The sequence below is a fragment of the Streptomyces sp. NPDC005803 genome (assembly GCF_040630435.1).
Taxonomy (GTDB): Bacteria; Actinomycetota; Actinomycetes; order Streptomycetales; family Streptomycetaceae; genus Streptomyces.
Map to the genome: position 1 here is coordinate 315,010 of NZ_JBEXXO010000004.1, position 26,513 is coordinate 341,522.

The following is a 26,513-nucleotide window of genomic DNA, read 5'->3' on the forward strand; positions in this document are numbered from 1 at the left end:
CGCTCCGGCCTCCCGGGCCCCGACGAGGTCGTCAGGGTCCGGGAGGCGCCGGGACCAGCACGTTGCCGCTGCGGCGGCCGGCCAGGTAGTCGTCGACGTTCTGGACGGTGGCCTCGATGATCTGGCCCAGCGCGTCCTCGGTGTAGTAGGCCTGGTGCGAGGTGACGAGGACGTTCGGGAAGGTGACGAGCCGGGCCAGGGTGTCGTCGTCGACGCCCTCCAGGGACTTGTCGAGGAAGAACAGCCCGGCCTCCGCCTCGTACACGTCGAGTCCGACGCCGAGGAGCCGGCCCGCCCGCAACTCCTCGACCAGGGCCTTGGTGTCGATGAGGCCGCCGCGGCTGGAGTTGACGAGGATCGCGTCGTCCTTCATGTGCGCCAGGGCGTCCTTGCCGATGATGTGGTGGGTCGAGGGCAGCAGCGGGACGTGCAGGCTGATGAGGTCGGATGCGGCGAGGAGCTGCTCCTTGTCGACGTAGCGCATGCCGAGCTCGACGCAGGCCGGGTTCTCGGCGACGTCCCAGCCGAGCAGGTTCATGCCGAAGCCATGGGCGATCCGGGTGAAGGCCTCGCCGATCTTGCCGGTGCCGATGACGCCGGCCGTGCGGCCGTGCATGTCCCGGCCGAGGAGGCCGTCGAGGCGGAAGTCGAAGTCCCTGGTGCGGGTCGTGGCGCGGACGACGCGGCGGTTGACGGCCAGGGCGAGGGTCCAGGCGAATTCGGCGACCGAGTAGGGCGAGTACCAGGAGACCCGGGCGACCCGCAGGGCCAGGCGCTCCGCGACGTCCAGGTCGATGTTGTTGAAGCCGGTGGAGCGCTGGGCGATCATCTGGGTGCCGCCGGCGGCGAGGGTCTGCAGGACCTGGGCGCCCAGGTCGGCGTTGACGCTGGTGGAGATGATCTCGTAGCCCGCCGCGATGGGGGCGGTGTCGCGGTTGAGGAAGACGTCGACACAGCGCACCTCGTGCTTCCCGGCGAAGGCCTTCTCGATCAGCGGCTTCTCGTCGGACTGCACACCGAAGGCCAGGATTTCCACGACGTCTCCCGTGACGGATGCGGGCGAGGTGCGGGGCCCGCTCCGGGAGCGGGCCCCGCGGGGGCCGGTCATCGCGAATATAAGGCCCCGCCCGGCCCGCCGCTCAGCCGAAGAAGACCCCCGCCTCCGCGTAGAGCGCCGGATCGACGGTCTTGAGCCGGGCGGTGGCCTCCGCGATCGGCACCCGCACGATGTCCGTGCCGCGCAGGGCGACCATCGTGCCGAAGTCGCCGTCGCGCACGGCTTCGATGGCGTGCAGTCCGAAGCGGGTGGCCAGCCAGCGGTCGAAGGCGCTGGGCGTGCCGCCGCGCTGGACATGGCCGAGCACGGTGGTCCTGGCCTCCTTGCCGGTGCGGCTCTCGATCTCCTTGGCCAGCCATTCGCCGACGCCGGAGAGGCGGACGTGGCCGAAGGAGTCGTGCGAGCCGTCCTTGAGGACCATCTCGCCCTGCGCGGGCGCGGCCCCTTCGGCGACCACCACGATCGGGGCGTAGCTCGCCCGGAAGCGGGAGGTCACCCAGGCACAGACCTGGTCGATGTCGAAGCGCTGTTCCGGGATGAGGATGACGTTGGCGCCGCCGGCCAGCCCCGAGTGGAGCGCGATCCAGCCGGCGTGGCGGCCCATCACCTCGACGACGAGGACGCGCATGTGCGATTCGGCCGTGGTGTGCAGCCGGTCGATGGCTTCGGTGGCGATGGAGACGGCGGTGTCGAAGCCGAAGGTGTAGTCGGTGGCGGACAGGTCGTTGTCGATGGTCTTCGGTACGCCGACGCAGGGGACGCCGTGCGTGTCGGACAGGGTGGCGGCCACGCCGAGGGTGTCCTCGCCGCCGATCGTGACGAGGGCGTCGACCTCGTACGCGGCGAGGGTCTCCCGCACCCGGCGCACGCCGTCGTCGGCCTTGAGGGGGTTGGTGCGCGAGGAACCGATGATGGTGCCGCCGCGCGGCAGGATGCCGCGCACCGCCGGGATGGAGAGCGGGACCGTCACTCCCTCGAGCACCCCGCGCCAGCCGTCCCGGAAGCCGATGAAGTCGTAGCCGTACTCCTGCACGCCCTTGCGGACGAGGGCGCGCATGACCGCGTTGAGCCCGGGGCAGTCGCCGCCCCCGGTCAGTACTCCGACCCGCATGGAAGCATCCCTTCGCCGAAGTGAGCTCACTCGTCACCACGCTAAGGGTGGCCCAGGTCACTTCGGGATGGGCCGGACGGTCAATTCCCGTGCAATGCGCCGGCGTTGGTCTCAGACGTCGTCGAGACCGCGCTCTATGGCGTACCGCACGAGCTCCACCCTGTTGTGCAGCTGCAGCTTGCCCAGGGTGTTCTGGACGTGGTTCTGGACGGTGCGGTGCGAGATGACCAGCCGCTCGGCGATCTGTTTGTACGAGAGCCCCTTGGCCACCAGCCGCAGCACCTCGGTCTCCCGGTCGGTCAGCTGCGGGGCCTTCGGCTCGTCGGAGGCGACGGGCGCGGGTTCGGAGGCCAGCCTGCGGTACTCACCGAGCACGAGGCCGGCGAGCCCGGGGGTGAAGACCGGGTCGCCGACGGCGGTGCTGCGGACCGCATCGGTCAGCTCCTGGGTGCTCGCCGACTTCAGCAGATAGCCGGTGGCGCCGGACTTGACCGCTTCCAGCACGTCGGCGTGCTCGCCGCTCGCGGAGAGCACCAGGACCCGCAGGCCGGGCTGCGAGCCGACGAGCTCCTTGCAGACCTGCACGCCCGGCATCCCGGGCAGGTTGAGGTCGAGGACCAGGACGTCCGGGGTGACGGCCCCGGCCCGGCGGACGGCCTGCGGGCCGTCGCCCGCGGTCGCCACCACGTCGAAGCCGGACTCGGCGAGGTCGCGGGCGACGGCGTCGCGCCACATCGGGTGGTCGTCGACCACCATCACCCTGATGGGCCGCTGCCCGGAGCCCTCTTCGGTTGCTGCGCTCATCGGACTGAACCCGCCTTCCCCCGTGCCGTCTTCGGCACCTTCAATTCGACTTCGGTGCCCTGACCGGGCACCGAGATCAACTCTGCCGTACCGCCCAGGTCGCGCAGTCGCCCGCGGATCGACAGGGCGACGCCCAGGCGTCCCTCGCCCTCGGCCTGGGCGAGCCGGCCCTCCGGGATGCCCGGCCCGTCGTCCCGGACCGTGACGATCACCTCGTCCGGCCAGTCCTCGACCAGGATCCACGCCCGGGCGCTCTCCCCCACGTGTACCCGGACATTGTCCAGGGCCGCGCTGACGGCCGCCGCCAGCTCCGCGGCCGCCGCGGGGGCGAGCAGCACCGGAGCGCCGGGCTCCGCGAAGGTCACCCGGGAGCCGGCGTGCGGGGCCAGCAGGGCCCGTAGATCGGTCTCGGCCGGGCCCCCGGTGTCGTCGTCGTCCGTCTCGACGGTCCGCACGACGGCGCCCTCGGCCGCGTCCTCGGAGACCCGGGTGGGGGGCACCAGGCCGCTGGAGACGAGGGTGCGCAGGGCGACCTCCTGCTCCCCGGCCATCCGGCCCAGTTCGGCGGCCTCGCCGCCGATGGCCGTGCCCCGGCGCTGCACCATGGCGAGGACCTGGAGCACACTGTCGTGGATGTCGCGGGCGAGGCGTTCGCGCTCCCGGGTGGCGGCCTCGATCTCCAGGGCGCGGGCGAGGGTGCGCTCACTGGCGCGGGCGACCTCGACGACGTACCCGATGGCTATGGAGGCGACCCAGACCAGCAGGACGTTGTGCAGGGTGTCGCGGCTGGGTTCGCCGCGCTCGATCAGGTTGGCGACGCCGACGAAGGTGGAGGCGAAGGCCGCCCACCGCCAGCCGCCCTTGATCGCGAAGGCCAGGACGGATCCGGCGGTCCAGATGGACGGCAGGGTCGAACCGTCGACGTGCTGGGCCTGGAAGTCGGCGAGGGGGGTGACGAGGATGCCGGCGAGCGCGAGCGTGAGGTCCGCGCCCAGGAAGCGCTTGGTGCAGGCCGCGGCGCCCGCGACCTTCGGCAGGGTGGCGAGCGTCCAGAGGGCCATGACCGTCAGGAAGACGACGGCCACCCACGGCCGGTCGTACTTCTCGCCCCCCAAGGCGGCGAGCAGGATCGCGTAGAGCATCGTCAGGATGCGGTACGCGGTCAGGGCGCGCCACAGCGGCTGCTCGACCGACATCCTCACGACGCGCACGGCTCTGGCCATGTTCTTCTCCCCCACCCCGGACGGTCCCCGCCGCGCTCCCGGAGGCTGCCGGGTGACCTCGGACAGCCTCTCAGACGCCGCCGCTGTCCGTCCCCGACTCGTCCCGCCCGCCGGCGGCCTTCTTGGCGGCCTCCGCGCGGCGCTTCGCCTCGTCGGCCAGCTGCCGCTTGGCCGCGGTCGCGTAGATGTCGACGTACTCCTGCCCGGAGAGCTTCATGATCTCGTACATCACCTCGTCGGTGACCGAGCGCAGGATGAAGCGGTCGCCCTCCATGCCGTGGTAGCGGCTGAAGTCGAGCGGCTCGCCGATCCTGATCCCCGGGCGCATCAGCCTGGGCATCACTTGGCCGGGCGGCTGGATCTTCTCCGTGTCGATCATCGCGACGGGGATGACCGGGGCGCCGGTGGCGAGCGCGACCCGGGCGAGCCCGCCGGGCTTGCCGCGGTAGAGGCGGCCGTCGGGCGAGCGGGTTCCCTCCGGGTAGATGCCGAAGAGGCCGCCGCTCTCGATGACCTCGATGCCGGCCTTGATCGCCGCCTCGCCGGCCCCGCGGGCGCCCGAGCGGTCCACCGGGAGCTGTCCGACGCCCTTGAAGAAGGCCGCCGTCAGCTTGCCCTTGACCCCGGGCGCGGTGAAGTACTCGGACTTGGCGATGAAGGTGACCTTGCGGTCCAGGACGGCCGGCAGGAAGAAGGAGTCGGAGAACGACAGATGGTTGCTGGCGAGGATCGCCGGTCCCTGCGCGGGAATGTTCTCCAGGCCCTCCACCCACGGCCTGAAGGCGAGCTTCAGAGACCCGCCGATGGAGAACTTCATAGCGCCGTAGATCAACTCGGGTGCCTCCTGTGTGCTGTCGGACCGACCTTAGAGCATCCGGTGCCGCGCTCCACGGCCCCGGCCGGTGACGGCCCTGGTCGGTGTCGGTCCGGTCGCGTACGGTGAAGTAATCCTTCTGCACTCCCCCTTTCGCTCCCCTTTCGAGCCTCACGAACAGGAGACCCCGGTGCCGGTCCTTCCTGGAGCCGAGCCGTTCCGCCACGAGGGCGGAGAGGTCGGCGTCCTCCTCTGTCACGGATTCACCGGTTCCCCGCAGTCGCTGCGTCCCTGGGCCGACCATCTGGCGGCGCGCGGGCTCACGGTCTCGCTGCCGCTGCTGCCCGGACACGGCACGCGCTGGCAGGACATGCAGCTGACCGGCTGGCAGGACTGGTACGCGGAGGTGGACCGGGAGCTGCGGGCGCTGCTGGAGCGGTGCGAGCAGGTCTTCGTGTGCGGTCTGTCCATGGGCGGCGCGCTGTCGTTGCGGCTCGCGGCGAAGCACGGCGACGCCGTCCGGGGTCTGGTGCTGGTCAACCCGGCCAACAAGGTGCACGGCCTGTCGGCGTACGCGCTGCCGGTCGCCCGCCACCTGGTGCGGACGACCAAGGGGCTGGTGAGCGACATCGCCCTGGAGGGGTCCCGCGAGGTGGGCTACGACCGGGTGCCGCTGCACGCGGCGCACTCGGTGCGGAATTTCTTCCGGCTGGTGGACGCCGAGCTGCCCCAGGTGACCCAGCCCGTCCTGCTGCTGCACAGCCCGCAGGACCATGTCGTGCCGCCCGCCGACACCGCGCGGATCCTGAGCCGGATCTCCTCGACGGACGTCGAGGAGATCCTCCTGGAACAGAGCTACCACGTCGCGACGTTGGACCACGATGCGGAGCGGATCTTCGACGAGAGCTACTCGTTCATCGGCCGCCTCGCTCCGAGCGTCGGAAAGAAGGGGAGCACGTCCGGTGGCTGAGCACGACGCGGAGCGCACAGGCAGCGAGGAGGAGCGCGAGCCGCTCCCCGCCGGGGGACCGGCCGTCCCCGACGAGGACGGCGGTGCGCCGGTGCCCGAGACCGCGCCCGCGGGGGCGGAGGGCGAGCGCCCGATCGACGAGGACGCCGCCTGGAAGGCGATCGTCGCCGGGTACGGGGAGGAGCCGCCGGATCCGCCGGGCGCCAGGCCCTTCCGGTCCGTCGAGGACCTCGCGCTCCCGGAGGACGACACCACCGCTCTGGACCCCGACAAGGGCATCGGCAAGCGGGCGCCCAAGCCGCCGGAGAAGCCGCTCGGGAGCTCGGTGGTCTTCGCCCCGGGCGTCGGCGGCCCGCGCGACTACGAGCCGGCGGAGCCCGCCGAGGGTGACATCGACGACGACGGCGGCGAAGGGCACTTCGTGCCGCCGGAGCCGCCGCCGCTGCCGGAGGCCGACGTCACGGCGAAGTTCGCCTGGCTCGCGGTGGTCGGCGGCCCTCTCCTGCTGCTGCTCGCGGTGCTGCTCCAGTGGGAGATGACCTGGTGGCTGACCACGGTCTGTGTCGGCGGTTTCCTGGGCGGTTTCGTGACGCTGGTGGCGCGGATGGAGCACGACGACGAGGACGGCGACGACCCCGGCCGCGGCGCGGTGGTCTGACCGGGCCCCTTGCGGGGTGCGGGTCCCCTGCGGGGTGCGGGTCCCCTGCGGGGGGCGGTGCCTTGTCCTGATGCGGCGCCTGGTCGTGGTTGCCCCTTGCCGGGGCGGAGGGTTCCGTCCTCAAACGCCGGACGGGCTTGATTGGTGCGGCTTGCCCCGCGGGGTGGGCGCCTGCCCGGTGGGTGGGGGTCCGGGGTCCCTCCGGGGCGTCTCCTCAAACGACGAACGTTCCGCGGGTACGCAGCGGACCCGGGTCGATGTTCGTCGTCCTGCGGGGACTCCCCTGCACGCCCCCGAACCCGGCCGCCTGGCGTCTGCGACGGTCATCGGGGCCGGCGTGCAGACGCGAGCGAAGCGGGTGGGGGCGTGCAGGGCAGTCCCCGCAGAAAATGGCGTACGACCCGGGTCCCATTTCGTCATCGGGTGCACACGCCATTTTTGAGGAGTCTGCCCGGAGGGCCCCCACCCCCACCCACCAGGCAGAAGCGCCCCGCAGGGGACCCTGCGGGGGACCCGCGCAAATCCAGCCCGTCCGGCGATTGAGGACGGAACCCCGCCACCCCGCGGAGGACCCGCAGCGATCAAGCCCGTCCGGCGATCGAGGACGCAACCCCGCCACCCCGCGAGGGACCCGGCACGCGCAGTGCGGCCAGCACCGGCAGGTGGTCGCTCGCCGCCAGCAGGTCGGCCTCGTGCACTCCGGGCAGCCCGGCCGGCACCCCGCAGCCGAGCACCTCGATGCCGCCGGTCGCGAAGACGGCGTCGATCCGCCTGCGCGGGTCGTGCTGCGGGAAGGTGTGCTCACCGCCCCGGGGCCGTACCGCCCAGCAGTCCTGGAGCCGCCGGGCGAGCAGCCGGAAGGCGCGCCCGCTCGGTACGTCGTTGAGGTCACCGGCCACGACCACGTGGTCCACGCCCATCGCCTCCACGCTCTCCAGCAGCCGCTCCGCCTGGGCGCGGCGCTCCGCTCGGTCGAGGCTCAGATGGCAGCTCAGCACGCCGATCCGGGTGCCGGCGATCCGGACCACCGCGGTGGCGAAGCCCCTGCGGTGCAGTCCCGGGGTGAGCGGCAGCAGGATGTCCTCGGTGCGCTCCACCGTGGCGCGCAGCGAGCAGAGCAGCAGGGGCCCGGCCGCGGTGGCTCCGCCGCCGAGGACGACCAGGTCGCTGGTCGCGGCGAGCCGGGCGGCGCGCTTTCGCCAGCGGAAGAAGCGCGGGGCCTCCTGGACGAGGACCAGGTCGGGCGCGCAGGCGCTGATGACGCGGGCGAGTGCCTCGCAGTCGTCGCGCATCGAGCGGACGTTGTAGCTGAGCACTCTGACGACGGCCGAGCCGTCCTGCTCGGTACGGGAGTCGGGCAGCGACATCATGGCCATGCGGTTCACGATACGGCGGACGCCCGCCGCTCCCCGAGGGGGCGCGACGGGCGTCCGGTGTGTCCGTATCCGGTCGGATCAGCCCTGCCGGGCCAGGTCCGCCGCACCCACGAGTCCGGCCTTGCCGCCCAGTTGGGCCGCGAGCACCTGGGCGTGCGGGCGCCACTCGCCGCCGATCAGCCAGCGCCGGAACGACTTGCGGATCGGGTCGAGGACCAGTTCGCCCTCGTCCGAGACGCCGCCGCCGACGATGAAGGCGGACGGGTCGAAGAGCGAGGCGAGGTCGGCCAGGCCGGCGCCGGCCCAGCGGGCCAGTTCGCGGAACGAGTCGACGGCCACGGGGCAGCCCTGCCGGGCGGCCTCGCTGATGTGCTTGCCCTCGATGCCCTCGACCGTGCCGTCGCCGAGCGCGAGCAGGATCGTGGCGTTCTCCGGGGTGGCGTTGGCGCGCTGCTTCGCGTACCGGACGAGCGCCCGGCCGGAGGCGTACTGCTCCCAGCAGCCCTGGCTGCCGCAGCCGCAGAGGAGCCCGTCCGGAACGACCCGGATGTGGCCGAACTCGGCGGCCACGCCGAAGCGTCCGCGGCGCAGCTTGTTGCCGATGATGATGCCGCCGCCGAGGCCCGTGCCCAGCGTGATGCAGATGACGTCCTCGTGGCCCTGGCCGGCGCCGAACCGGTATTCGCCCCAGGCCGCCGCGTTGGCGTCGTTCTCCACCACCACCGGGAGGCCGACGCGCTGCTCGACCTTGTCCTTCAGCGGTTCGTGCCGCCAGTTGATGTTCGGCGCGAACAGCACCGTGGCCCGCTTGTCGTCGACGTATCCGGCCGCGCCGATACCGACCGCCTCGACCGGGTGCCCCTCGCTCGCGCCGGACACCGCCGCCGCGATGGCGTCCACGATGCCTTCGGCCGTCGGCGGGGTCGGCACCTTGAAGGTCGAGAGGATGTGGCCCTCTTCGTCGACCACTCCAGCTGCGATCTTCGTGCCGCCGATATCGACGCCGATGGTGAGTCCCATGAATCCCTCAGTTTCGGTCGAGCCCCGCTGAGCCAACCGTACCCGAGGCCGGGCCCCGCCCTGTCGTCGCCGGTCAGTCCAGGTCGATGTGTTCGCCTGCGCCGGGCCCCTCGTCACGGGGGTCGGTGGGGCCGTCGGCCTTCTTTTCCGTGCCCGCGGGGTCCCCCGCACCCTGGGTCCAGCGGCGTTCCTGGCCCTCGACCGCAGAGCGGTAGGCGGCGAGGAGTTCGCTGCCGGCGGCGGCGATGTGATCGAAAACGTCCGGATTACGTTCGATGACGGGCTCGACGGCGGACTTCGCCTGCTTGATGACCTGCTGAACGGCACCCTGGGCCGCCACTCCGAACAGCGGGGTCTGGAGGGACCCGAGCTTGTCGGCCACGGCGTCGACCAGCTTGCGCAGCTCCTCGGCGGCGGAGCCGGGCGGCGGGCCGTACTCGGCGCGGCGGCGGGCCTTCTCGGCGGCGAGGTCCTCGGCGCAGGCCTGTGCCCACGCATCGTCGTCGGCGGGACGATCGGTGGCTTCGCTCATGGCGGACTCCTGCGACGTGGTGGGCCGGGGGCCCGGCATCCGGAACCCCTACCGACGACGGTACCTGAACGGTGGTACGCCGTTCAGCTCGCGCGCGGCCACAGCGCGGGGTCCGGCGTGAAGCGCACCCGCAGCACCCCGTCCGTGAGGGCCGCGCCGGAGACGGTGCAGCGGGTGAGCGCGGACTCCAGGGGCACGATGCGGTGGAACGGGCCGACGGTGAGGAGCAGTTCGCTCCCCCGCCGGACCAGCTGGAGGTCCTTCTTGACGGCGCCGGGCAGGCGCAGGCACCAGACGAGTATGCCGTCGGCGCCGTCCTGCCCTTCGGGGGCCGCGGCCTCCTCGATCCACCAGGGGTCGTCGGCGCGGCCCCCCTCCCGGCTGTCCGGGGACAGGTCCGGCGCGTCGTCCGGGACGGCGAGGGCGGTGAGGTCGTCGGGGCCCTGGGGGTCCCGGCCGAGGTGGGGCACCCGCAGCGGCGGGGCGTCGGCCGCCCCTTCCGCGTGCCAGTGGTCGAGGCACTTCTCCTGCTGCGCGGCGAGCGCGGCGAACCAGGGGTCGGACGAGTGCCGGGGCAGGACCCGGTTGGCCACCAGCGCGTCGACCCGCAGACCGTGCAGGGCGAGCCCCGTGCGGGCGGCGCGCAGGGCGTCCTCGGCGGCGGGGCCCGGTTCGGCGACCAGCCGGAGGGTGGTCGCGCGGTCCTCGATCAGCGCCTGGACCCGCGCCAGCTCGGCGTCGCGCCGGGCGGCGGCCTCGTACAGCCGCTGGGCGGGCATGGGCACCCCGGCGAGGTGCGCGAGCATGGGGCGCAGGGCGCGGGCGGCCTGGCGTTCCTGGGGCAGCAGCCGGCGCAGGTAGCGGCGCAGTTGTCCGGGCAGGGCCAGCAGGGCGAGGGCCTCGCGCAGGGGCGGCAGGTCGACGACGAGGAGGTCGTAGCCGTCGCGGGACCAGTCGCCCTGTGCGGCGCGGCGCAGGGAGTGCAGCAGGGCGAGTTCGGCACTGCCGGGGAGTTCGGTGAGCTCCTCGCCCTCCATGCGGTTGCCGCCGAGGAGGTCGAGCACGCCGGACAACTGGTCCTGGAGGGTGAGGAGTTCGCTGCGGAAGTGCGCGCCTGAGTCGATCCGGGCGGACCACAGCGCACCGGTCACCCGGGTGGGCTCGGTGGCCGTCGGGAAACCGGGTACGGCGTCGGCGGAGATCAGCAGCGTACGGGCGCCGCCGCGGGCGCCGGCCAGCGCGGTGGCCGCCGCGACGGTGGTACGGCCGGCGCCGCCGAGGCCGGTGACCAGGACCGTACGCACCGGATCAGGCCTGCGGGGCGGACTCGACGCGCTTCTTGAGACCGGCCAGGGCGCGGTCGATGATGACCTTCTCGGCCTTGCGCTTGATCATGCCGAGCATCGGGATCTTGACGTCGACGGTCAGCCGGTAGGTGACCTCGGTGCGGTCGCCGTCACCGAGCGGCGCCAGGGCGTAGGAGCCGTCGATGGCGCGCAGCATCTGGGACTTGACCAGGGTCCAGCTGACCTCGTAGTCGCCGGTCCAGGTGTAGGCGAGGGTGTGGTCGTCCTTGATCGCCCCGGCGTCCAGGACGAGGCGGACCTTCTCGGCGCGGCCGCGGTCGTCGGTGCCGAGCACCTCTGCCTCCTTGACCTCGCCGGTCCACTCCGGGTAGCGGTCGAAGTCGGCGATCACACCCATGACGTCGGCCGGCGCCGCCTCGATCGTGATGCTCGAGCTGGTGTGTTCAGCCATCGCTGTGGCCCTCCAGTGCGGTGTACCGGTCGGTCGGCAGAGGCCTGCCGCCAGAAGGCTATCGCGTGTGCGCGGCGCCTCGTCCCAGGGACCGGGCGGTTCGGGCGGGGCGTGGGGTCACCATTCCAGCGCCCAGGGGCGGCCGGTCGAGGCGAAGTGGCCGACGTTCACGCACTCCGTGGGGCCGATCCGCATCCGGCGGGCCAGCGGCTGGTGGACGTGGCCGAACAGGGAGTAACGGGGGCGGGTGCGGCGGATGGCGTCGAGCAGCGCCCGGCTGCCGCGCTCGAAGCGGCGGGCCACGGTGTCGTAGGTCAGCTCCGGGACCTCGGGCGGGATGTGCGTGCACAGCACGTCGACCGGGCCGACCGCCTCGATCTTGGCGGCGTACTCCTCGTCGCTGATCTCGTACGGGGTGCGCATGGGGGTCCGCAGGCCGCCGCCGACGAAGCCGAAGACGCGGCCGCCGATCTCGACCCGGTCGCCGTCCAGGACGGTGGTGCCGGGCCCCGCGTATTCGGGCCACAGGCCGGGGATGTCGACATTGCCGTAGGTGGCGTACGTCGGGGTGGGCAGCGCGGCGAACATCTCGGCGTACTGCTTGCGCACCGCGGAGACGATCGCGGCGTTGCGGTCCATCCCCGCCCACAGCCCCCGGCCGAAGTCCCGGGCCTCCTCGAAGCGGCGTTCGGTGCGCAGGGCGACGATCCGGTCGGCGTTCTCGACGCCGAAGAGATCGGGGAAGATGCCGCGCGAGTGGTCGGCGTAGTCGAGGAAGAGCACCAGGTCACCGAGGCAGACGAGGGCGTCGGCGCCGTCCCCGGCCCGGGCCAGCGCCTCGGTGTTCCCGTGCACGTCGCTGACCACGTGGACGCGGGTGCGCCGTCCGGTCGGGGCGCCCTGGCTGTTCGGTCCTGCTCGCATGACGATCACCCTAGGACTCCGGTGCCCACGTGGGTAGGGGCGGCCGGACCTGCGGTTACCTTCGGGGGCGCGACGGGGTGCACTACTGTGCGGATGAGGACGAGCGAGATGTGTGACGCATAAGACATCTGGCCTGAACCCCCTATCCGTAACCGAGTACCGGTGGGTAACGTCCGGGCAGTCCAGTCGTGCTCACCCCACTGAGCACCCCCCGTCTTGGACCGCAGCCGGTGCGTCACACAGAGCCGTGGCACCGGAGCCCGATGAGGAGCAGCAGTCTTGCGCGAGTTCAGCCTTCCGGCCCTGTACGAGGTCCCCTCGGACGGCAACCTGACGGATCTCATCCGCCGCAATGCCGCTCAGCATGCCGATGTCGCGGTGATGAGCCGCAAAGTGGCGGGAGTCTGGACGGACGTCACCGCCACCCAGTTCCTGGCCGAGGTCAGAGCGGCCGCCAAGGGGCTGATCGCCGCCGGCGTCCAGCCCGGTGACCGGGTCGCCCTGATGTCCCGCACCCGCTACGAGTGGGTGCAGCTGGACTTCGCGATCTGGAGCGCGGGTGCCGTCACCGTGCCGGTGTACGAGACGAGCTCGGCCGAGCAGGTCCAGTGGATCCTCGGCGACTCGGGCGCGGTCGCGGTCCTCGTGGAGAGCGACGCCCACGCGGAGGCCGTGGCCTCGGTGCGCGACCGCCTGCCGGAGCTGCGCCACGTCTGGCAGATCGACAAGGGCGCGGTGGACGCGCTGCGGGCGGAGGGTGCGGCGGTCTCCGAGGAGACCGTGGACCTGCGCAGCGTGAGCGCCAAGGCCGACGATCCGGCCACCATCGTCTACACCTCGGGCACCACCGGCCGCCCCAAGGGCTGTGTGCTGACGCACCGCAGCTTCTTCGCGGAGTGCGGCAACGTGGTGGAGCGGCTGAAGCCGCTGTTCCGTACCGGCGAGTGCTCCGTGCTGCTCTTCCTGCCCACCGCGCACGTCTTCGGCCGCCTGGTCGAGGTCGCCTCCGTGATGGCGCCGATCAAGCTCGGCTGCGTACCGGACATCAAGAACCTCACCGATGAGCTGGCCTCGTTCCGGCCCACCCTCATCCTCGGGGTGCCGCGGGTCTTCGAGAAGGTCTACAACTCGGCCCGCGCCAAGGCGCAGGCCGACGGCAAGGGCAAGATCTTCGACAAGGCCGCGACCACGGCGATCGCCTACAGCCGGGCGCTGGCCACCCCGCAGGGCCCCTCCCTCGGCCTGAAGTTCAAGCACAAGGTCTTCGACCGGCTGGTCTTCAGCAAGCTGCGGGCGGTGCTCGGCGGACGCGGCGAGTACGCGATCTCCGGCGGCGCGCCGCTGGGCGAGCGGCTGGGCCACTTCTACCGCGGCATCGGCTTCACCGTCCTGGAGGGCTACGGCCTGACCGAGTCGTGTGCGGCCACCGCCTTCAACCCGTGGGACCGTCAGAAGATCGGCACGGTCGGCCAGCCGCTGCCCGGCTCCGTCGTGCGGATCGCCGACGACGGGGAGGTGCTGCTGCACGGCGAGCACCTGTTCTCGGGCTACTGGAACAACGACGCGGCGACGGCCGAGGCGCTGGCCGACGGCTGGTTCCACACCGGTGACATCGGGACGCTGGACGAGGACGGCTACCTCGCGATCACCGGCCGCAAGAAGGAGATCATCGTCACGGCGGGCGGCAAGAACGTCGCTCCGGCCGTCATCGAGGACCGCATCCGCGGGCACGCCCTGGTGGCGGAGTGCATGGTGGTCGGCGACGGCCGCCCGTTCGTGGGCGCGCTGGTCACGCTGGACGAGGAGTTTCTGGGCCACTGGGCCGAGGAACACGGCAAGCCCGTCGGCTCGACCGCCCTGTCGCTGCGCGAGGACCCGGAGCTGCTGGCGGAGGTTCAGCGCGCGATCGACGACGGCAACGCGGCCGTGTCCAAGGCCGAGTCGGTGCGCAAGTTCCGCGTCCTGGCCGCCCAGTTCACCGAGGAGGCGGGTCACATCACGCCCTCGCTGAAGCTGAAGCGGAACGTGGTGGCGAAGGACTTCGCCGACGAGGTGGAGTCGATCTACCGCGCCTGATCCGGTTGACGCGTGCGCGGGGGCCCGCACCCGGTTCGGGTGCGGGCCCCCGCGGCGCTCAGAGCAACGCCTTCAGCCGCTCCGCCAGCAGGTCCCAGCGCCACTTCTCCTCGACCCAGGCCCGGCCCCGCTCCCCCATCCGCTGCCGCAGCTCCGCGTCGCCGAGCAGTGCGGCGATCCGCTCCGCCGACTCCTCGGCCGAGCCGCCCCGCACCACCCACCCGGTGTCGCCGTCGAGCACGGCGTCCGGGGCTCCGCCGGAGTCGCCCGCCACGACCGGCAGCCCGGTCGCCGACGCCTCCAGGTAGACGATCCCGAGGCCCTCCACGTCGAGGCCGCCGCGCCGGGTGCGGCACGGCATCGCGAAGACGTCGCCGGCCCCGTAGTGCGCGGGCAGTTCGTCCCACGGCACGGGACCGGTGAACCGCACGGAGTCCCGCACCCCGGTCTCCGCGGCCAGCTTCCTCAGTTCCCCCGCGTACGGCCCGCCCCCGACGATCAGCAGGACCGCGTCGGGCACCTCGGCCAGGATCGCCGGCATCGCGAGGATCAGGGTGTCCTGGCCCTTGCGGGGCACCAGCCGGGACACGCAGACGACGACCGGCCGGTCGGTGAGCCCGAGCCGGGCCCTGACGCGGTCCCCGCCGGAGTCCGGGTGGAAGGTCTTCTCGTCGACGCCGGGCGGGAGCTGGACCATGCGGCCGGCGGCGGCCGGGGTGAGGGCGGCGGCGATCCGGGAGCGGGTGTACTCGCCGAGGTAGGTGATCGTGTCCGTGCCCTCGCCGATCCGCCGCATCAGCTGACGGGACGCGGGCAGCTGGGCCCAGCCGGCCTCGTGCCCGTGGGTGGTGGCGACCAGGCGGCGGGCGCCGGCCCGGCGCAGCGCCGGCGCCATCAGGCCGAGCGGGGCGGCGGCGCCGAACCAGACGGACGAACAGCCGTGGGCGCGCAGCAGTTGGGCGGCACGCCGGGTCACCCGCGGGGTGGGCAGCAGCATCGTCGTACGGTCGCGGACCACGGTGAAGGGCTGCTCGGCGTCGAACGCGGCGGTCGCCGCCGCGCCCTCGGCGCCGCGCTTCCAGGTCGAGGCGTAGACGACGACCTGTTCCGGGTCCAGGCGAAGCGCCATGTTGTGCAGGAACGCCTGGATGCCACCGGGGCGGGGCGGGAAGTCATTGGTCACGATCAAGGTCTTGTCCATCGCCGCCGACAGTACCGGGCGGCCCTGCTTGATGGCTCCCGCACGGACCGGCCAGGCATCATGGCTCCTCGTACGACGAGTTCCTCGTACGACCGGGGAAACGGATGAGGGCGGTTCATGACGGGTTCGAGCGGCACACGGCCGGCAGCCTTCGCGGTATGGGCCCTCACCAGGTCCCTGCTCCTGCTCTGCGTCGTCAAGGTGATCACGCTGCCGGGCCCGGACGTGACGAGTGACGTGTCGGTGATCTACCACGGCTGGTACGACGTGCTCACGTCGGGCAGCTACCCGCGGTCCGACGTCACCTGGCAGTACCCGCCCCTCGCGGCGCTCGCGATCCTCTCCCCGGGCCTGCTGCCCTTCCTGGACTACGCGTCGGCCTTCTTCGTCCTGGCCTTCCTCTGCGACGCGCTGGTGCTGGGCCTGCTGCTGTACGCGGGCCGGGGAGCCGCCCGGCGGACGGCGGGGGCCTGGGTGTGGGTGGCGGGGGTGCCGCTGCTCGGCACGACCGCGTACGCCCGCTACGACGTGATGGTGACGGCCGTCGCCGTGGCGGCGCTGCTGGCGGGGGTCCGCCATCCACGGGTGCTGGGGGCGCTGGCGGCGTTCGGGACGCTGCTGAAGGTGTGGCCGCTGCTGCTGCTCGCCGGTACGGCCCGTGGCCGCCGCACCCGCCTGGCGTGGACGACGGCGGCCGGGGTGGCGCTCGGGCTGCTGGTGCTGTGCGTCGCGGCGGCGCCCGGCGCGCTGGCGTTCCTCGGCTTCCAGCGGGACCGGGGCACCGAGGTCGAGTCGCTGGGGGCGCTGGTCTTCCACGTGGCGCGGCAGTTCGGGTGGCAGGGCCGGGTGGAGCTGCACTACGGCTCGCTGGAGTTCCTGGGGCCGCACGTGCCGCTGGTGAGCACGCTCGCGCTGGGGCTCAGCGTGGTCGCGTTCGGCTGGCTGCTGGTGTGGCGGCTGCGGGCCCGCACGTTCGGGGTGAGCACGACGGCGGACGCGGCGTTCACCGCGGTGCTGCTGTTCACCACCACGAGCCGGGTGATCAGCCCGCAGTACATGCTGTGGCTGGTCGGTCTGGCCGCGGTCTGCCTGGTCTTCCGGGAGAGCCGGATGGCCTGGCCCGCGGCATGCGTGCTGGTCGCGACCGGGGTGACCCAGCTGGAGTTCCCGCTCGGCTTCGGCCATGTGGTGAGCAGCGACGCGACGGGGGTGACCCTGATGTTCGTGCGCAACGGGCTGCTGGTCGCGGCGTCCCTGCTCGCGTGCGCGCGGCTGTGGCGGGACACGGTGCGCGGCCCGTCCGCCGATCGGCCGGCCCGGGTGGCCGTGGGAACGGCCTCCGCGTCCGCGCTCAGCCGAGCCGGCTCTCCAGATACTCCCGCCAGCGCACCGTGAAGTCCTGCGGAGTGGTGCCGAGCACCTCGTGCAGGGCCTGCTCCACCGCCCCGTCCCGCCCGGAGTGCCCCCCGACGGCCCGGTAGAAGGCGAACAGCTTCGCCTCGCCCCAGCGGTCGGCGATGAGCTCGCAGGCCAGCCAGCCGCCCTCGTACGCCCTCGCCAGCCGGTCCGCGTCGCCGGCGAAGCCGAAGTCCTCGTCCGTGGGCAGTGCGGCGGGTACGTCGCCGCCGCGGACGGCGTCACCCAGTTCGGGGGCGATCTCGGTGGCGGTGCGCCCTCCGTCCCGGTAGGCGGCCCAGTCCGCGAAGCCCTCGGAGAGCCAGGCGGGGGTGGCGGCGGAGGTGTCGGTGCGGGTGGCCACATGGGTGGTCTCGTGCGTGAGGACGACGCGCTGCCCGAAGGCGCCGAGCAGGGCGTACGCCTCCGGGTTGACGATCACCCGGTCGGCCGGCGCCTTCCCCGAGCCGCCGGTCTCGCCGGTCGTGACGGCCGCTATGCCCCGGTAGTTGGCGGCGGGTGATCCGAGCAGCTCCGCCATGTCCGTAACGGTGCCCGGCACCATCACCACCACGCGCCCCGCCCAGTGCTCCGGCCAGGCGGCGGAGACGTCGGGCACCGCCCGGTCGGCGGTGGCGGCGATCTCCTCCAGCTCGTCCCGGGACCGGCCGACCCCCAGCACCAGGCTGTACGCGCCGCGCACCACCTCGACGTCGCCCTGCTCCCAGAGCTGCCCGCCCCCGTCGCCGGCGGCCCGGTCGGCGGTGAGGTACCAGCGGCCGTCGGCCGGGTCGCGCTTGAGGTCCAGCACCCGGTCCACGGAGACCGGCGCGCTGTCGTAGCCCTCGATCCGGTACCCGAGCCGAACGTCGGCGGTGGCCCGGTCGGCCCCGTGTGCGTCGAGGTCCGTCACCCGGTACGTCCAGGTGCCGATCGGCACGTCGGCGAGATGGCCGAACTCCTTCCGCTGCGCGCTCCGCAGCGCGGTGGCGTCCGGGTCCACGACGGCGACGTAGGCGTCCTCGTCGTGGTGCAGCACGGCGGCGGCCCGGCGGTCCAGCGTGGCGCGGACCTCGCGGCCGGTGGTGTCGGGGGCCTGGGCGGCCGGGGCCGTGCAGGCGGCCGCGCACAGCAGCGCGGCGAGCACGGCGCCCGCCGCCCGCCGCCGTCCGCCGCGTGTCCGCCCCGCGGTACGTCCCTGATCAGCCACATGACCGAGGGTAAGGGTCAGACCCGGGTGACCGAGGAGACGGGCATCATGCCGACGGGGTCGTAGCGGACCGGGGCACCGGGGTACGGCGCGTGGATGACCTGGCCGTTGCCGACGTACATCCCCACGTGGCTGGCGTCCGCGCGGTAGGTGACGAGGTCGCCGGGGCGGGCCTCCGACAGCGGCACGGTGCGGCCGGCGTACCGCTGGGCCTGCGAGGTCCGGGGCAGGCTGACCCCGGCCTGGGCGTACGCCCACTGCATCAGCCCGGAGCAGTCGAACCCGGAGGGCCCGTTCGCGCCCCAGACGTAGGGGCGGCCCAGCGCCCGCTGAACGGCCAGGACGGCCGCTGCCGCCCGGGCCGAGCCCGCGGGCAGACCGGCCACCGGCCCGGCCCCGCCGTAGCGGCCGGAGCGCGAGCCCCGCTCGAAACCGGCCCGCTCGGCGCCGGGCAGCTCCCTCAGCAGTTGCCTGGCCTGGCTGAGCTTGCGCTCGACGGTGCGTTTGTGGCGGCTGACGGCCGCGCGGTTGCGCTCCAGGGCGGCGAGCGAGCGGGCGGCCTCCGCACGGGTCTGGGCGAGGGCCTGCTGAGCCTTGCGGAGGCCGGTCAGGGCGGCGGCCCGGCGGTCGCGCACCCGGTCCAGGGTGGCGGCGCGGTCGAGGTAGCTGTCGGGATCGGAGGAGAGCAGCAGCACGAGCGCGGGGTCCACGCCGCCCGCCCGGTACTGCTCACGGGCGGCCGAGCCGATCTCCGTCCGCATCCGGTTGATGCGCTCCTGGCCCCGGGCGGCCCGGTCCTGGGCCCGGCTCACCTCGGCGCGCAGCCGTCCGACCTTCTCGTCCGCCTCGTTGTAGTGCTCGGTCGCCTGCTCGGCCTCGGTGAAGAGGCGGTCGAGCCGGGCTCCGGGGGTCTGGGGTGTGTCCTGGGGCTCGGCGTGCGCGGTGACCGCGCCGAGCGTGGTCGCGGCGGTCGCCGCCGCAGCCGACGCGATCGTCACCCGGACGCTCCGGCTCACGCCGGGCTGTGTGGAACGGCGATGGGACCCCACAGGACGCCGCACTCCCTTCCGCTGACAGGCAGACGCGCGCAGCCCCTGCCACCCGGGCGGGCGGACCGACGCACGGGAGCTGCACAGCAGGCAGACAGTAGTCGCGTGATCACGGAGCGGACAAAGACGGCGCCGGCCGGACAGGGGGCACACACAGTGACGCCCCGCCGGTGACCTGTGGTCTCCGGCGGGGCGGCTGTCAGTGCGGGGCGTGGGAATTCGCCCGTTCGGGCGCGGTCAGATGCGGACCGCGCCGTAGAAGCTGCCGATGGTGCTCATCGACTCGTAGCGGACGTAGGCGCCCGAGTGCGGGGCGTGCAGCACGGTGTTGTTGCCCGCGTAGATGCCCACGTGCTGGTTGCCGTTGAAGAAGACCAGGTCGCCCGGCTTCAGCTGGCTCTGCCCGATCCGCGTGCCCTGGTTGATCTGGGTGTACGTGGTGCGGGTGATGTTGGCGCCTGCCTGGGCGTAGGCCCACATGGTCAGGCCCGAGCAGTCGTAGGAACCGGGGCCGGCCTGGCCGGGGGAATACGGCTTGCCGATCTGGGTGGCGGCGGCCTGGAGCGCGGCCGCGCCCAGTCCGGAGGCGGGGACCTCGTTGCCGAGGTCGACCCGGTCGCCGGCGGAGCGGCTGGCGCGGATGTCGTCCTGGCGCATCTTGTCGCGCTCGGCCTGGGTGAGGGTGTTGAGCAGTTCGCGCGCTTGGGCGAGCTTGGCCTGCTGCTTCTTCTTCTTCTCGCCCAGCGTCTTGCGGACGTCCGCCAGGTCGCTCAGCTTGTCCTGGGCCTCCTTGCGCTCCTGCGCGAGGGACCGCTGCTTCTCCTGGACCTTCGCCAGCGATTCGGCCTGCTTGGCCGTCAGCTGGTCGAGCGCGGAGGCCTGGTCGAGGAAGCTGTCCGGGTCCGAGGCGAGGAAGAGCTGCACGGAGGGGTCGATGCCTCCGGAGCGGTACTGCGCGGCTGCGAGGGAACCCAGGCCGGAGCGGAGGTTGTTGAGCTCCTGCTGACCGCGGGCCACCTTGTCCTGGAGCGCGCCGATCTGCTTCTCGAGCTTCTCCTGCTTCTCCTTGGCCAGGCTGTGCTGCTCGGTCGCCTGCTCCGCCTCGTGGTAGAGCTTGTCGACCTTCTCCTTGACCTCGCTCTTGGTCGGCTTGGGGTCGGCGTGCGCGGCCTGGGAGGTCAGGGCCACGGCAGCGGCGGCGGTCGCGGTGAGCACGGTCACGCGAGTGCGGCTCGGACGCTTGGGACGACGATGGGACCCCACGAAGGCGAGCTCCTTCTTCCTCGAGCCGCCTACCGGGCTATGGGGGAGATGAATCCCCAGCTCCGTGCACGTCACGGCCTCGGCGGTTCCTTCACTGCCACCCCGGGTGGGTGATCAACCGTGCGAAGGTTCGAGGCCCGACCTTAGTGACCATCTTGTGATCAGTTCAAATCCTCACAGGAAAAATCTCGTCCCAGGAGGCACTTCGTTACTCACATCACACAGGGTGTAGCGGTGACTTGACGGTCCGTTCCCTGATTTCCGGCAAGTCACACCAACCCGCTCTAGACGCGCGAAAGCCGCTTCAGGAGCAAGACGGACGCGACGGGCCGGGCGCCCGCCTTCGCCACTCCGTCGGCCACTTCACGGTCGGTGGAGACCACCACGACGGGCCGACCGGGCGGTTCTGCACGCGCGAGTTGCCGGATGACCTCGTCCGCCGTGACACCCGGCTTGCTGAACAGCACCCGTACGCCTCGCGGCGGCGCGAGCAGCACCGGAGCCGCCAGTTCGGCCCCGTCGAAGACACACGTCATCTCGGCGCCCGTCTGGGCCGCGAGCACCGACAGACCGCCCAGCAGCCGCAGCCGCTGCTTCTCCAGCGGCATCTGCGGATAGCCGGTCTTGGTGACGTTGTAGCCGTCCACGATCAGATGGGCCTGCGGCAGCGCCAGCAGCTGGTCGAGCAGCGCCGGGTCGGTCTCCGAAAGGGCCCTGGCGGCAATGTCCTTGGGCGACATGCGTCCTGGCTCGACGGCGTCCACGCTGTCCGCGGGACGCATCGAGGAGGGCGGCAGCGCCAGCTCGCGTCGCAACCCGCCGGCCGCTTCGAGCACCGTGTCGAGCAGCAGCCGCAGCCGCATGTCCTCGACCGAGCGTCCTTCCCTGGCGGCCCTGCGGCCCGCCTCCACGGACGCCTCCGCCTCGCTGAGCCGCGTCCGCAGCCGGCGGGTCTCGCTCTCGGCCGCGGACACCTGGGCGGCCGTCTCGGCCCGCAGGGCATCGCTCTCGGCCTTGTAGCGGCGCAGCGCCGCCTCGCCGCGCTTCACCTCGTTGGCCGCGCTGCGCAGTTTGCGCTGGAGGGAGTCGGCCTCCTTGCGGGCGGCGTCCAGCTCGGCGCGGAGCCGTTCGGTCTCGTTCTTCGTGTGGGCGCGGGCCCGGGTGAGTTCCTCGCGCAGCCGTTCCAGTTCGAGCCGGATCTCCTCGTCGGCCCGCTCGGCGCCGGCCCGCTCGGCCTCCTCGCCGGCGGCGGCGACCAGCTTGACCCAGCCGGCCGGGCGCAGCACGTAGGCAGCGGCGGCCACGTCGACGGGATCGGCGGCGGCGGGCGCGGACCCCGCCACCAGCGCGGCGGCCAGCTCCGGCTGGGTCTCCTTCAGCCGTTCACCGATGCGCCGGCGGAAGGACGCGTCGCCCTCCAGCGCGGCCGCCATCGCGTTCCCCGCGAACTTGGCACGCCGGCTCGGCGTGAAGCGGGCGTACTGTCGGAGCTGGGACGGGAGTTCGGTGACCGTGAGGCCGCCGAACGCGTCCGAGACCAGCGCGACGACCCGACGCCGCACACCTTCGGGCAGCGGGCGGTCGAGCGCCTCCACGGCGTCGTCGGCCCCGTCGGCCGACGTGGCGCCGCCAGCGGGCTGCTCCACCATCCGTCACCTCATTTTTATGTCCGCACGGCCCCGTCAGGAGTCGGCACCCGGCCTGTCGACTAGTTCGATCTGGTCCACCGCGTTGCACCAACGACAGCGCACCGACTCGATGGTCTCACTGACCACCTCGCGTTCCTCGACGCTGGACTCACCGGCCAGGTCGAGGTGGACGTACTCGACGACCTTGGACGAACGCGTCACGTCGAACCTCGTCAGGTTTCCGCAGAGCGTGCAGCGCCAGCGGGTCCCGTCGGTCGGCTGGGGAACCGTCGTCATCGTTGTGTCCTCTTATCTCGAGCGTGAGCTGCCGGACAAGGATCTCGCGGTGCACCGTCGAACTGCGGATGTCCTCTCGTAACCCTACGGCCTCGGCGCTTCCCACCGGCACGGCGAGGCACTCTGTCCCGTTCCCTCCGCTTGCGTCATGCTCTGTTCATGATCGATCGGCGGGCTGCGGCCGGCAGAATCGTACGGGCGGCCACCTCGGGCGGGCCGCCGGTGACGTACACCCTCATCGCCCTGTGCTGCGTGGTCTTCGTGATCAGCCCGCTCTCGGGGTTCAATCCGGTCTACGGCACCGCGGACACCCTGCTCGCCGCCCAGGCCGGGTACTTCGAGCGGTGGGGCGTGATCCCGAGCGAACTGTGGGACGGCTCGGCGCACGCCGTGCTCACCCCGCTCACCGCGCTGTTCGTGCACGGCAGCTGGCTGCATCTGCTCGGCAACATACTGTTCCTGTACGTGTTCGGGGCGATGGCCGAGGAACGCATGGGCCACATCGAATTCGCGCTCTTCTACCTCGGCTGCGGCTATCTGGCCCTGCTCGCCTACGCGGCCGCGCACTCCGCCTCCGACCAGACGCTGGTCGGCGCGTCGGGGGCCATCTCGGCGGTCCTGGGAGCCTTCCTCTACCTCTTCCCCCGGGCCCGGGTCACCAGCCTGTTCCCGTTCCTGCTGTTCCTGCCGCTGCGCTTTCCCGCCTGGATCGTGCTGGTGTTCTGGTTCGTCCTGCAGTGGCTGGCGGCCGAGGGGGCGGGCAGCGGTCCCGGCGTGGCCTACCTCGCCCACGTGGTCGGCTTCGCCACCGGGTTCCTGTACGCCTGGGGGCGCTACCGGCGTGAGACTAGAGTGAAGTCTCCAGCCACGGCCACAGAGGGAGAAAGCCAGCCGTGATCACCGCGATCGTGCTCATCAAAACCAGCGTGGACCGGATTCCGGAGATCGCCGAGGCCATCGCCGCGCTGGACAGTGTCAGCGAGGTCTTCTCGGTCACCGGCACGTACGACCTGATCGCCATGGTCCGGGTGTCCAGGCACGACGACCTCGCCGACGTCATCCCCGGCCGGATCAGCAAGATCCCGGGTGTCGAGGGAACCGACACCCACGTGGCGTTCCGTACGTACTCGCAGCACGACCTGGAGGCGGCCTTCGCCATCGGCCTGGACGCGTAGTCGGCTCAGCACGTCCGGCCGGGTACGGACCGCGGTCCGTACCCGGCCGAACCGGCTGAGGGGCTCAGATCTGGGTGGCCGCGCCCCGGTCCGGGACGCAACGGCCGCCCTCGGTGCGGTACTTCCACTGGGCACCCTCGCTGACGAGCTCCTTGACCGCCCCCAGGAAGCGCTCGATGTGCTCGTCCGGCGTGCCGGCGCCGAAGCTGACCCGGATCGCGTTGAGGGACTTCTGGCCCGGCTCCGCCTCGGGCGCGCCGCACTCGCCGACGTCCTGCGGGTCGCTGCCGAGCAGGGTGCGCACGAGCGGGTGGGCGCAGAAGAGTCCGTCACGGACCCCGATGCCGTACTCGGCCGAGAGCGCCGCGGCGAAGTGCGAGCTGTTCCAGCCCTCGACCACGAAGGAGATGACGCCCACCCGCGGGGCGTCGTCGCCGAACAGCGAGAGCACCTTGACCTCGGGGACCTCGGCGAGTCCGGCGCGGACCGCGGCGACGAGCCGCTGTTCCCGGGCGACGAGGCTGTCGAACCCGGCCTCGGTCAGCGCCTTGCAGGCGGAGGCGATGGAGTAGACGCCGATCACGTTCGGCGAGCCGGCCTCGTGACGGGCGGCGGTGGTGTGCCATTCGACGTCCACCCCGCCGTCGGCCCGCCGGGCCACCTGGCGGGAGGCGCCGCCGCCGGCCAGGTAGGGCTCGGCCTCGCGCAGCCAGTCGGAGCGGCCGGCGAGGACGCCCGAGCCGAACGGCGCGTACAGCTTGTGCCCGGAGAAGGCGACCCAGTCGACGTCCAGCGCGGCGATGTCGACGGGGTGGTGCGGGGCGAGCTGGGCGGCGTCCAGCACGATGCGGGCACCGTGGGCGTGGGCGGCGGCGGCGAGCTCCTTGACCGGCCACAGCTCGCCGGTGACGTTGGAGGCGCCGGTGACGCAGACCAGCGCGGGCCCGTAGGGCTCGCGGTCGGCGAGCGCCCGCTCCAGCGTCTGGACGGCCTGGGCCGGGGTGCGCGGGGCGTTCAGGTACGTCACGCGGGCGTCGCGCCAGGGCAGCAGCGAGGCGTGGTGCTCGGTCTCGAAGACGAACACCTGGCAGTCGGCGGGCAGGGCGGCGGCGAGCAGGTTGAGCGAGTCGGTGGTCGAACGGGTGAAGACCACCTGGTCCTCGGCACGGCAGCCGAGGAACTCCGCGACGGTCTCGCGGCTGGACTCGAAGAGGTCCGTGGAGAGCTGCGAGAGGTAGCCGGCACCCCGGTGGACGCTGCCGTAGTACGGCGCGTACGCGGCCACGTCGTCCCACACCCGCTGCAGCGCCGGGGCGCTGGCGGCGTAGTCCAGCGCGGCGTACGTGACCTCACCGCCGGTGACCAGCGGAACCGTTACATCCTTGCCCAGAACCGGCAGGGGGGAACAAATCGACTGGTCGGTGGCAGCAGTGAGGACAGACATGACGAACTCCCGTAACAGGCAGGCGAATTCCGCGTGCCTGCGGATACGCGGCAGCACGGAGGGAAGAAGAGGGTGTGCGGAGAAGGGCCGAAAAGCCCTATCGCATTCGCGTGCTCACAAGAGGCTCCCTGAGGACCAGGACCCCACGGGTGGACATCTCACGATGTCGAGGGGTCCGCGCTTGCCGCAGACCTCGCTGCCTGCGGCCTGGTCTTCACCCGGGGCACCCCGCCACGGACGGAGGGTTGCCGGACAGCGGGCCGGGGCCGTAGTCGCTGTCACTCATGACCTGCGCAGCATCTTGCCATACGTGCGCGAACGCGCAAGGCGCAGTCCATGATCTGGACTGCGCCCCGCCTCGTGTTCCGTGCGCTCCGGGACGGCCGGACGACCGGTCAGGGCCGTACGGCAGCCGCTCAGGCGTTGCTGGCCACGACCCATCTCTCCAGCGCCCGGCCTGCCGCGCCCGAGTCGATGGACTCGGCGGCCTTCGCGATGCCCGCGGTGAGCTGCTCGGCGAGCGTGCCCTCCCCCGGGTCCAGCGCGACGAGCGCCGCCGCCGAGTTGAGCAGGACGGCGTCCCGGACGGGGCCCGTCTCCCCGGCCAGCAGCCGGCGGGCCACATCGGCGTTGTACGAGGCGTCGGCCCCCCGCAGCGCGTCCACCGGCACCAGGTCGAGGCCCACGTCGCGCGGGTCGAAGGCCTCCTCGCGCACCGCCCCGTTCCTCGCGATCCAGACCCGGGAGGTCGCGGTGGTGGTCAGCTCGTCCAGACCGTCGTCGCCCCGGAAGACCAGCGCGGAGTTGCCGCGCTCGGCGAGGACGCCCGCGACGATGGGCGCCATCCGCAGATCGGCGACACCGATCGCCTGCGAACGCACCTTGGCCGGATTGGTGAGCGGACCGAGGATGTTGAACGTGGTCGGCGCGCCGAGCTCCGACCGGGCCTTCGCCGCGTACCTCAGGGCGGGGTGGAACTTCACGGCGAAGCAGAAGGTGATGCCCGCCTCCTCGGCGACCTCGACGACGCGCTGCGGGGACAGTTCCAGGTTGACACCGAGCTTGCCGAGGACGTCGGAGGAGCCGCTGGCCGACGACGAGGCGCGGTTGCCGTGCTTGACGACCTTGGCGCCGGTCCCCGCCACGACGATCGCCGACATGGTGGAGATGTTGACCGTCTTGGCCATGTCGCCGCCGGTGCCCACGATGTCGACCGTGCGGCCGGGGACGTGGATGGTCGTGGCGTGCTCGTACATCGCGCGGACCAGGCCGGAGACCTCCGTGACGGTCTCGCCCTTGGCGCGCAGCGCCACCGCGAACCCGGCGATCTGCACATCGGTCGCCTCGCCGCTCATGATGCGGTCCATCGCCCAGGCGGTGTCGTCCGCGGTCAGGTCCTGGCCGCGCAGCAGGGGGGTCAGCACGCCGGGCCAGGTACGAGCCGCCACGCTGTCGCCGCCGTCCGGGGTCACAACGTTCATGGTCCGCTCCTGGGTCCACAGCCGATAAAGGGATGGGGCCACCCTAT

At 72.4% G+C, this 26,513-nt stretch carries 25 protein-coding genes and 1 riboswitch; of the genes, 6 read left to right on the plus strand and 19 right to left on the minus strand.

The features are described 5' to 3' along the window. Positions 1-31: 31 nt before the first annotated feature. The 5 genes from ABZ454_RS08615 to ABZ454_RS08635 all read right to left on the minus strand — a co-directional run bounded on the left by ABZ454_RS08615 (position 32) and on the right by ABZ454_RS08635 (position 5,027). Complete coding sequence (locus tag ABZ454_RS08615; RefSeq protein ID WP_359536646.1) at positions 32-1,036, minus strand: 2-hydroxyacid dehydrogenase; 1,005 nt, start codon at positions 1,034-1,036, stop codon at positions 32-34. A 103-nt stretch (positions 1,037-1,139) separates the two neighbouring features. After that, complete coding sequence (locus ABZ454_RS08620; protein WP_356315235.1) at positions 1,140-2,168, minus strand: 6-phosphofructokinase; 1,029 nt, start codon at positions 2,166-2,168, stop codon at positions 1,140-1,142. 111 nt (positions 2,169-2,279) lie between these two features. Beyond that, the gene (locus ABZ454_RS08625) at positions 2,280-2,972 is read right to left on the minus strand and encodes a response regulator transcription factor (RefSeq protein ID WP_356315238.1); all 693 of its coding nucleotides are present in this window, start codon (positions 2,970-2,972) and stop codon (positions 2,280-2,282) included. Then, positions 2,969-4,195 carry a DUF5931 domain-containing protein gene (locus tag ABZ454_RS08630; protein WP_359536648.1) on the minus strand — a complete coding sequence of 409 codons (1,227 nt, stop codon included), beginning with the start codon at positions 4,193-4,195 and terminating at the stop codon, positions 2,969-2,971. Before ABZ454_RS08630 ends, ABZ454_RS08625 begins: the two co-directional genes overlap by 4 nt. A gap of 70 nt (positions 4,196-4,265) precedes the next feature. After that, positions 4,266-5,027: a lysophospholipid acyltransferase family protein gene (locus ABZ454_RS08635; RefSeq protein WP_356315244.1), complete on the minus strand. Its 762-nt coding sequence runs from the start codon at positions 5,025-5,027 to the stop codon at positions 4,266-4,268. Between the two features lie 172 nt (positions 5,028-5,199). Here ABZ454_RS08635 and ABZ454_RS08640 point away from each other — a divergent pair, with 172 nt between their 5' ends. Together ABZ454_RS08640 and ABZ454_RS08645 are read left to right on the plus strand one after the other, a co-directional pair. Further along, positions 5,200-5,979 (plus strand): alpha/beta fold hydrolase, encoded by a 780-nt coding sequence (locus ABZ454_RS08640; protein WP_359536650.1) that lies wholly within the window; start codon positions 5,200-5,202, stop codon positions 5,977-5,979. After that, positions 5,972-6,637 (plus strand): hypothetical protein, encoded by a 666-nt coding sequence (locus ABZ454_RS08645; protein WP_356315250.1) that lies wholly within the window; start codon positions 5,972-5,974, stop codon positions 6,635-6,637. Before ABZ454_RS08640 ends, ABZ454_RS08645 begins: the two co-directional genes overlap by 8 nt. Before the next feature lie 581 nt (positions 6,638-7,218). Here the strand turns inward: ABZ454_RS08645 and ABZ454_RS08650 are convergent. From ABZ454_RS08650 to ABZ454_RS08675, 6 genes are all read right to left on the minus strand, one after another. Continuing rightward, entirely contained in the window at positions 7,219-8,013 is a 795-nt protein-coding gene (locus ABZ454_RS08650; protein ID WP_359536652.1) for an endonuclease/exonuclease/phosphatase family protein, read from the minus strand. A gap of 78 nt (positions 8,014-8,091) precedes the next feature. Beyond that, on the minus strand, positions 8,092-9,033 hold the full coding sequence (locus ABZ454_RS08655) for an ROK family glucokinase (RefSeq protein ID WP_356323761.1): 942 nt from the start codon (positions 9,031-9,033) through the stop codon (positions 8,092-8,094). 73 nt (positions 9,034-9,106) lie between these two features. After that, on the minus strand, positions 9,107-9,565 hold the full coding sequence (locus ABZ454_RS08660; protein WP_359536654.1) for a DUF5304 domain-containing protein: 459 nt from the start codon (positions 9,563-9,565) through the stop codon (positions 9,107-9,109). 83 nt (positions 9,566-9,648) lie between these two features. After that, positions 9,649-10,869: an ArsA-related P-loop ATPase gene (locus ABZ454_RS08665; RefSeq protein WP_359536656.1), complete on the minus strand. Its 1,221-nt coding sequence runs from the start codon at positions 10,867-10,869 to the stop codon at positions 9,649-9,651. Between the two features lie 4 nt (positions 10,870-10,873). Next, positions 10,874-11,323, minus strand: a complete 450-nt coding sequence (locus ABZ454_RS08670; protein WP_356323767.1) for an SRPBCC family protein — start codon at positions 11,321-11,323, stop codon at positions 10,874-10,876. Positions 11,324-11,440: 117 nt separating this feature from the next. After that, on the minus strand, positions 11,441-12,247 hold the full coding sequence (locus ABZ454_RS08675) for a metallophosphoesterase (protein WP_359536658.1): 807 nt from the start codon (positions 12,245-12,247) through the stop codon (positions 11,441-11,443). Positions 12,248-12,526: 279 nt separating this feature from the next. Between ABZ454_RS08675 and ABZ454_RS08680 the strand changes: the two genes are divergently transcribed. Further along, entirely contained in the window at positions 12,527-14,323 is a 1,797-nt protein-coding gene (locus ABZ454_RS08680) for an AMP-dependent synthetase/ligase (protein WP_356323771.1), read from the plus strand. Positions 14,324-14,381: 58 nt separating this feature from the next. Here ABZ454_RS08680 and ABZ454_RS08685 read toward each other — a convergent pair whose 3' ends face one another. Then, on the minus strand, positions 14,382-15,524 hold the full coding sequence (locus tag ABZ454_RS08685) for a glycosyltransferase family 4 protein (protein WP_359536660.1): 1,143 nt from the start codon (positions 15,522-15,524) through the stop codon (positions 14,382-14,384). Positions 15,525-15,641: 117 nt separating this feature from the next. Between ABZ454_RS08685 and ABZ454_RS08690 the strand changes: the two genes are divergently transcribed. Further along, complete coding sequence (locus ABZ454_RS08690) at positions 15,642-16,919, plus strand: glycosyltransferase 87 family protein (RefSeq protein ID WP_359536662.1); 1,278 nt, start codon at positions 15,642-15,644, stop codon at positions 16,917-16,919. Here ABZ454_RS08690 and ABZ454_RS08695 read toward each other — a convergent pair. The 5 genes from ABZ454_RS08695 to ABZ454_RS08715 all read right to left on the minus strand — a co-directional run bounded on the left by ABZ454_RS08695 (position 16,876) and on the right by ABZ454_RS08715 (position 22,366). Further along, positions 16,876-18,129, minus strand: a complete 1,254-nt coding sequence (locus ABZ454_RS08695; protein WP_359536664.1) for a hypothetical protein — start codon at positions 18,127-18,129, stop codon at positions 16,876-16,878. The two genes, ABZ454_RS08690 and ABZ454_RS08695, sit on opposite strands and share 44 nt — an antisense overlap. 17 nt (positions 18,130-18,146) lie before the next feature. Next, positions 18,147-19,178, minus strand: a complete 1,032-nt coding sequence (locus ABZ454_RS08700; RefSeq protein ID WP_359536665.1) for an NlpC/P60 family protein — start codon at positions 19,176-19,178, stop codon at positions 18,147-18,149. Between the two features lie 237 nt (positions 19,179-19,415). Next, positions 19,416-20,441 (minus strand): NlpC/P60 family protein, encoded by a 1,026-nt coding sequence (locus ABZ454_RS08705; RefSeq protein ID WP_356323781.1) that lies wholly within the window; start codon positions 20,439-20,441, stop codon positions 19,416-19,418. 284 nt (positions 20,442-20,725) lie between these two features. After that, a complete protein-coding gene (locus tag ABZ454_RS08710; RefSeq protein WP_359536667.1) occupies positions 20,726-22,087 on the minus strand; it encodes an NYN domain-containing protein in 1,362 nt (453 codons plus the stop codon). Positions 22,088-22,123: 36 nt separating this feature from the next. Next, positions 22,124-22,366: a hypothetical protein gene (locus tag ABZ454_RS08715; RefSeq protein WP_014156692.1), complete on the minus strand. Its 243-nt coding sequence runs from the start codon at positions 22,364-22,366 to the stop codon at positions 22,124-22,126. 159 nt (positions 22,367-22,525) lie between these two features. Here ABZ454_RS08715 and ABZ454_RS08720 point away from each other — a divergent pair, with 159 nt between their 5' ends. Further along, positions 22,526-23,263, plus strand: a complete 738-nt coding sequence (locus ABZ454_RS08720; protein WP_359536669.1) for a rhomboid family intramembrane serine protease — start codon at positions 22,526-22,528, stop codon at positions 23,261-23,263. Then, a complete protein-coding gene (locus tag ABZ454_RS08725) occupies positions 23,260-23,541 on the plus strand; it encodes an Lrp/AsnC ligand binding domain-containing protein (RefSeq protein ID WP_356323786.1) in 282 nt (93 codons plus the stop codon). Before ABZ454_RS08720 ends, ABZ454_RS08725 begins: the two co-directional genes overlap by 4 nt. A 64-nt stretch (positions 23,542-23,605) precedes the next feature. Here ABZ454_RS08725 and ABZ454_RS08730 read toward each other — a convergent pair whose 3' ends face one another. Continuing rightward, complete coding sequence (locus tag ABZ454_RS08730; RefSeq protein WP_359536670.1) at positions 23,606-24,985, minus strand: aminotransferase class V-fold PLP-dependent enzyme; 1,380 nt, start codon at positions 24,983-24,985, stop codon at positions 23,606-23,608. Between the two features lie 172 nt (positions 24,986-25,157). Beyond that, positions 25,158-25,275, minus strand: a riboswitch (SAM riboswitch). A gap of 126 nt (positions 25,276-25,401) precedes the next feature. After that, the gene (trpD, locus tag ABZ454_RS08735) at positions 25,402-26,466 is read right to left on the minus strand and encodes an anthranilate phosphoribosyltransferase (RefSeq protein ID WP_356323790.1); all 1,065 of its coding nucleotides are present in this window, start codon (positions 26,464-26,466) and stop codon (positions 25,402-25,404) included. Positions 26,467-26,513: the final 47 nt, after the last annotated feature.